Source organism: Pedobacter borealis DSM 19626 (assembly GCF_000708285.2).
GTDB classification, from domain to species: domain Bacteria; phylum Bacteroidota; class Bacteroidia; order Sphingobacteriales; family Sphingobacteriaceae; genus Pedobacter; species Pedobacter borealis.
Genome location: NZ_JAUG01000040.1, coordinates 64,414 through 70,839, shown reverse-complemented (window position 1 = coordinate 70,839; position 6,426 = coordinate 64,414). Strand labels below are relative to the sequence as shown.

Sequence of the window (6,426 nt, the reverse complement as noted above, 5' to 3'; positions counted from 1 at the left end):
TTTGTGGCGTTTTAATCAAGTTTTCTGTTAAGACGGTCGTCACCCTGAATTTATTTCAGGGTCTTTCACGCTAAAAAGATGCTGAAATAAATTCAGCAGGACGATAAAGCGGGATTAGGCGTAAATAAGATATAATTTTCAGCAAATAATTATCGAACTCAGGTTATAAGCTATTTATCTATACCATTGGTTTAGTTCGTGGAGACACGAACCAAGGCATTTGATCCCGAAGATTTGGGACAGCATGACGACTCCTGTAGGTATTTTGAATGAATTACTGCGAACAAGGTCCGTCAGGGATTTCTTTACTGATTTTAAGCACTTTCATAACCACCAGGGTAGAATCGAAATCAGGTGAAACTGTAGCGGTATCAGACTTCGCGAAATAACCTTCTAATTCTACGTATACCGGCTCGTAAGGCTTTTCGAACCCCAGGTTACTGTAAGAGAGCTCTAAGTTTCTTACACTGTCTTTAACCCAATACTCACGTCCATCTTCACATAAGGTAAAAGACTTCATTTCAGGGCCAAAACTATATAAACCTTTAACCGTTTTCAGGTTACTTTTTTCTCCCTCGGCTTTATCGTTTCTACAAGCTGTAGCGGCTACGCCAAGGAGCACAACAAATACAATTGCTTGTTTAAATAACTTCATTTTATATAGTTTGATTAATTTGATCTATCTTTTTAACACTTAAATTGGATGACAAAGCAGATGCCAAAAATGAGAAGATGCCTACTGTAACAAAAACTAAAACAAAATCCTTCCATTTTAATCCGATTGGATAAGAACTTACCAGCGTTTTATTTACTTCATCTCCCATTTTGATAAAACCATAAGTGTGCTGAAAATAATAAAATATGAGGCCAATAATTAAGCCCAGCACACAGCCAGACATGGTGATCATCATTCCCTCAAATAAAAATATACGTTTGATTAATTTCTTGCCTGCGCCTAAACTGCTCAGAATGGCTACATCCTTCACTTTATCGATTACCAACATGGTTAACGACCCTATGATATTAAATATAGCAATAATCAGGATAAAAGTAAGAATAATATATACCGCCCATTTTTCGGTATTTAAAATGTGGTAAAGTGATTTATTTTGCTCGGCCTGATTTCTGACTTCATAATCTTTACCTACCTTTTCGATTACCTCTTTTTGAAAATCATCTACATCAACACCGGGCTGGAGATTGATCTCTATTGCAGACACATTTTTCTCTTCGCCTAAAAGTTCGCGGGCAAAATTCAATGGCACAATAATACCATTATCGAAATCCTGTTGTACTTCAAAAACACCACTTACCCGAATGTTCTTTACCACAAAATCGTTGGCTGGGTTTAAACTATTTGCAGCGATATCCTTCTTGGGCGAGTAGATTTCCAATTCTGTAAAGGGATCGACAGTATTTACGGCCAGATAACTCTGCAGGGCAGAACCAATTACCGCATTATCGCCGCTTCTGTTGTGCAGTATAAAATGGCCTTCTTTTATGGTACTGTCTAATTTGATGTTTTTCAAATAGTCTAAACTTACACCTTTAACCATTCCAACAGCTTGTTTGTTGTTGTATTTTAATAAAGCATTTTCTTGTAGCACTTCGGTAAAAGCGGCAACATCTTTATTTTTTCTGAGCTGATTGAAATAGCCTGTGTTCGAATCAAAAGTTTTCCCCTTAGCCGGTGTAATGGCAATTTGTGGGGTAATGGTATCGAACATATTCAATACTACTGTTTCTAAACCGTTAAATACTGAAAGGATGATAATCAATGCAGCGCTACCCACCATTACACCTACCATTGATATTCCCGATATCAAGTTAATGGCATTGGTAGATTTTTTGGCAAAAAGATACCTTTTGGCAATATAAAATGATGTATTCACAGCGGCAAAGATAAATAAAAGGTTGAGGGTTTTAAGGTTAAAGGCTTCAGGTTGTAAAGCCTTTAACAATTATGAACCTTTGATCCTGCTAAAAAAATGGGTTATGTTGTTTTTCAAAACCAATGCTTGTGGCTGGTCCATGGCCAGGATAAACTTTGGTTTCATCAGGTAAGATAAAAAGTTTATCGGAAATGTTTTGGATTAATTGCTGATGATTACCCCCAGGCAGATCAGTACGGCCAATACTCCCATAAAAAAGTACATCACCACCTATTAAAATATGATCGGATGCACTGTAAAAACACAGGTGTGCCGGCGAATGCCCCGGAGCAAAAATTAAGATCAGTGTACTATTACCAAAAGAAATAGTCCCTGTTTCGGGCAAAAAGGTATCGGGCAGAGGAGATACATCGTACCGGGTAAAGCCCATTGATGGTGCATAACCGGGAACTGCATTTAAAATTGGCAATTCGCCCGCATGAAACTGTGGTTTTAAGCCATAGGTTTCGAACACAAATTTATTGCCGAAAACATGATCCAGATGACAATGTGTATTGAGTAATAAAACAGGTTTTAAGCCTTCATTTTTAATGAAAGCCGCCAATTCATTTTGCTCAAAACCTTCGTACATGCCCGGGTCGATAATGACACATTCTTTCGTTTCATCGTAAAGCACATAGGTATTTTCGCTGTAGGCGTTAAATGTGAAGGTTTTTATTGTAATCATAAAATTTTAGAAAAAAATCCTGTTTCCAAAAGCAGGATGACAAAATAATAAATTAATTTTTCCACCTAAAGGTAGAAATCAAGGTATCGATATCCTTTTTAATAAATTTAACAACGGGTTCAATAGAGTCGTATTGTGGGCGTTCATTAAAATATAAAGCTCCTCTAAAATAATGTTTGGCACTATCGGTTAAAAAAAACTGGACTGATGATGCGGTATTTCCCTCTATGGCGTAATAAATACCATAAACTTTATGCTCGGGGTAATTGATGAGTTTTTGATCTATGGCACTTGCTTTAATGGTATGTTTAAAGGCAAGTTTTCGGGCATCTTCTACCATTTCATCATATTCGCCTTTACCCGAAACATCGTAATACGTTAAATGCAAAAAGCCATTAAACTGCTTAAAGTGTAAGTTGTACCAGTTCTTTTGGGCATCGCGGCTTTGATCTTGTTCTACCACCGCATAAGTTGGATATTTGAAAGTAAAAGGGACAGGCTTGGTAAATATAGTATACTCTTTTTTAGGGAATACGATCCTGTAGTAAGCTTTTGGCTTTGGGCTATAATCATGGCTCTGACAAGCTGTTATAAACAAAAGCAGCACAAAGGGAAAGCAGATCAGTTGTTTTAGTTTCATAACATTTTATCAAATATTGCGTCGTCGTTCCTCCTTGCAATGACGATAAGTTAAATTATTTATTCCAGATTGCCCAAGCTTTTTCTGCTTGTTTGTACAGCATTTCCAAACCGTTTTTAATTGCTGCGCCGCGCTCGGCAGCTTTAACCAAAAATGCTGTCTCCAGCGGATTGTACACTAAATCGTAAGCTAAATACCCTGGCCCAACTAAACTGTAATCGATTTCGGGAAAGGTATCCACATTTGGCAACATTCCGAGCGGCGTGGTATTGATCAATAACTGGTGCGAGGCTAAAATCTCTGGCGTAACTTCCGAATATAGAATAGCACCGGGAACAGCCGTTCGTACCACAACCTGATATTGGATATTTAATTTCTCTAAAACGTACTTTACCGCTTTCGCCGCCCCACCATCGCCAAAAACCAGTGCTTTGCTGTGTTGCGGCCGCAACAATGGTTTTAACGATTCTTCAAAGCCATATGCATCGGTGTTGTAGCCTTTTAAATAGGTCGCACCTTCAAAACTTTTGATCGAAATACAATTTACGGCACCAATTTTTTCCGCAGCTTCGTCTACTTCGTTTAAATACCAAAGCACGTTAACTTTATGCGGAATCGTAACATTAAGCCCACATAGTGATGGATTTTCACCTAGCAGATCGGACAGTGATTTAATATCGGCAATAGGAAAAAGCTCATATTGATGATCGGCTATTCCCTCATTTTGAAATTTTTCTGTGAAATATTTTTTCGAGAAAGAATGAGAAAGTGGGTATCCGATTAAGCCGTATGTTTTCATAAGCATATTTACGTCATTGCGAGGCACGAAGCAATCTTAATGCGATAGAAATAAACTACCTACAGATTGCTTCGTGCCTCGCAATGACGGGTTTTGTCTTTATTTTACTTGGTTCAGGAAATAATCAAAAGTATCTCCACGTAAACCTAAACGAATGGTTTCTAAAGGAATTACTTCTGCAGGGGCAATATTACCGAGGTTTACATTGCTACCGATTAATTTAATAAACCAAACTTGCTGTTCTTTTTGAGGTGCTTCCCAAATAATGGTTTCTTCAGGAATCTGGGTTAAAATTTCATCAACCAATCCTTCCCGTACTTCACCGCTTCCACGGTAAATACCTACATTACCACCTTCACGTGCTTCGGCAATTACTTTCCACGATCCCGCCTCAATTTCGGCCTGCATTAATTTAATCCACTTATATGGGGCAAATATTTTAGCGGCATCTTTACTTCCAACCTCCGAAATAACGGTTACCTGTTTAGAAAGTTCGCGGATAAACTCACATTTCTTATCGTGCTCAATTTCAATAGAACCATCAGAAACTTCTGCATATTCCATCCCATATTGGTCTAAAACACGTTGATAATCTGAAAACTGGTTACGGATGATAAAGGCCTCAAATAACGTTCCTCCGAAATAGGTAGGAATGCCTGCACTTTTATATAAAGCTAATTTTTCTTTAAGGTTTGGTGTTACGTGTGATGTTGCCCAACCTAATTTTACGATATCTGTATGTACGCCAGCAACTTCAATAAAATCTTCAACCTGGCGTAGGCTCAATCCCTTATCCATAACCATTGTTAAGCCTTTTTGGCGTGGTTTAGCTGGACGTTCGGGAACGTTTAATAATGGATAATTCATATGCGTACAAAAGTGAAAAAAATTTTGAGATTTATTTGTTAAATTTTTCTCACAAGGTCGTTACCTAATATATCTGTTTATAACGTTCAAAATGGCACTATTATCCTGCAATTGTGGCAAATATTCAAATAAAATATAGTGTTTATCAGGGTCGGTTGTTAAAGCCGTTTCCAAATATCCCAGTGCATCGCTATAATTCCCCTGGGCAAAAAGATAGGCTACCATCCGGTAATACAGTTCTGCTGCTTCCGGATTATTCTTGATCGCCTCTGCCATCGTTTCCGATGCTTCCAACAATTTTCCCTGTTCGTAAAGCACGGTACTAAAATCTAACCAGGCTTCAATATCCACAGGATTAAACTCCAATACCTTTTCGTAAGCTTCGATTGATTCGTCAATCTGGCCTAATTTATAATAAGCATCGGCCATTGCAAACCAGAAATCAGGGTTCTCGGCCTCTAAATCGATTGCTTTTTTATAAAAATGCAACGATTCGAAATAACGTTCTTCAAAATTCAGCGTAACACCGATCCCAAACCAGGCATCTGCCATTTTGGGGTCCATTTTTACCGATTTTTTGTAGTAAGAACGGGCTTCGTCCATTTTTTCCAGTTTCTCGTAACATTCGCCAATGGCACAATAGGTATCGGCATTAGGCTGTTCGTATTCGAAAGTCTGTTTATAAACATCTATCGCCTCATCATATTTATCGAGCTGAACCAGCGCATTACCTTTATTGAAATACGCAGAGCTAAAATCTTCTTTGATCAGGATCGCATAATCGTAAGCATCGATCGCTTTTTCGAAAAGATTCAACTTATGGAAACTATTGCCTAAATTATACCATGCCGCATAAGAATACGGATCGGTATCGATGTATTGCTGATAAAACTTGATACTTTCTTCTTGTTTATCTAACACATCGTAACAGAAAGCCAACTCATATAAACCATCCTGGTTCTCCATATTCTGCTCTAAACTAAGCTTAATATAGGTAATGGCGCTTTCATAGTCGCTCATGCTCTGGTAAACATAAGCCATCTGTAATAAAATCTCATCAGTACTCTCGGCCAGCCCCAAAGCTTTTTCATAATTTTCCAAAGCCTCGTCAAAACGTTCGGTATTTTGAAAAATATTACCGCGGAGCAAATAAATATCTGGTTCTGAGGGTTCTAAAAGCTCAGCCTTTTGCAAGGCAATAAAAGCTTTTTCGTGGTTGTTGGTTAAAATGTAAAGATGAGCTTGTTTGATTAAAAACACTGTTGCATAAGGGTGCTGACTGATTGCAAAATCAACAACCTGCAAAGCTTTGACCGGATCATTTTTCTCAATGTAGAAATCTACAATGTATTCGAATGCCCCTGCATCGAAGAAATACTGATCCTGGTTGCGGAGCATTTCTTCGTAACGTTCTACCGAGCGTTGTGCATCTTCGTTGGATTCAAAAAAGAATTCTTCTTCCATATATTATACTATTAAAGAACCGTGCCAATTAGCAGAA

At 38.0% G+C, this 6,426-nt stretch carries 7 protein-coding genes; all 7 read right to left on the bottom strand.

The features are described 5' to 3' along the window. Nucleotides 1-274 precede the first annotated feature (274 nt). The 7 genes from AW17_RS12665 to AW17_RS12635 all read right to left on the bottom strand — a co-directional run bounded on the left by AW17_RS12665 (nt 275) and on the right by AW17_RS12635 (nt 6,389). Nucleotides 275-655 carry a hypothetical protein gene (locus AW17_RS12665; protein WP_029276929.1) on the bottom strand — a complete coding sequence of 127 codons (381 nt, stop codon included), beginning with the start codon at nt 653-655 and terminating at the stop codon, nt 275-277. A gap of 1 nt (nt 656) precedes the next feature. Further along, nucleotides 657-1,892, bottom strand: coding sequence for an ABC transporter permease (locus tag AW17_RS12660; RefSeq protein WP_029276927.1), 1,236 nt, complete (start codon nt 1,890-1,892; stop codon nt 657-659). 88 nt (nt 1,893-1,980) lie between these two features. Continuing rightward, nucleotides 1,981-2,619, bottom strand: a complete 639-nt coding sequence (locus AW17_RS12655; protein ID WP_029276924.1) for an MBL fold metallo-hydrolase — start codon at nt 2,617-2,619, stop codon at nt 1,981-1,983. A 52-nt stretch (nt 2,620-2,671) separates the two neighbouring features. Then, on the bottom strand, nt 2,672-3,259 hold the full coding sequence (gldD, locus tag AW17_RS12650; RefSeq protein WP_029276923.1) for a gliding motility lipoprotein GldD: 588 nt from the start codon (nt 3,257-3,259) through the stop codon (nt 2,672-2,674). Nucleotides 3,260-3,314: 55 nt separating this feature from the next. After that, complete coding sequence (locus tag AW17_RS12645; RefSeq protein ID WP_029276921.1) at nt 3,315-4,058, bottom strand: shikimate dehydrogenase family protein; 744 nt, start codon at nt 4,056-4,058, stop codon at nt 3,315-3,317. Nucleotides 4,059-4,157: 99 nt separating this feature from the next. Next, nucleotides 4,158-4,925 carry a phosphosulfolactate synthase gene (locus tag AW17_RS12640; protein ID WP_029276919.1) on the bottom strand — a complete coding sequence of 256 codons (768 nt, stop codon included), beginning with the start codon at nt 4,923-4,925 and terminating at the stop codon, nt 4,158-4,160. A gap of 60 nt (nt 4,926-4,985) precedes the next feature. Then, nucleotides 4,986-6,389, bottom strand: coding sequence for a tetratricopeptide repeat protein (locus tag AW17_RS12635; RefSeq protein ID WP_029276917.1), 1,404 nt, complete (start codon nt 6,387-6,389; stop codon nt 4,986-4,988). Between the last annotated feature and the right edge of the window lie 37 nt (nt 6,390-6,426).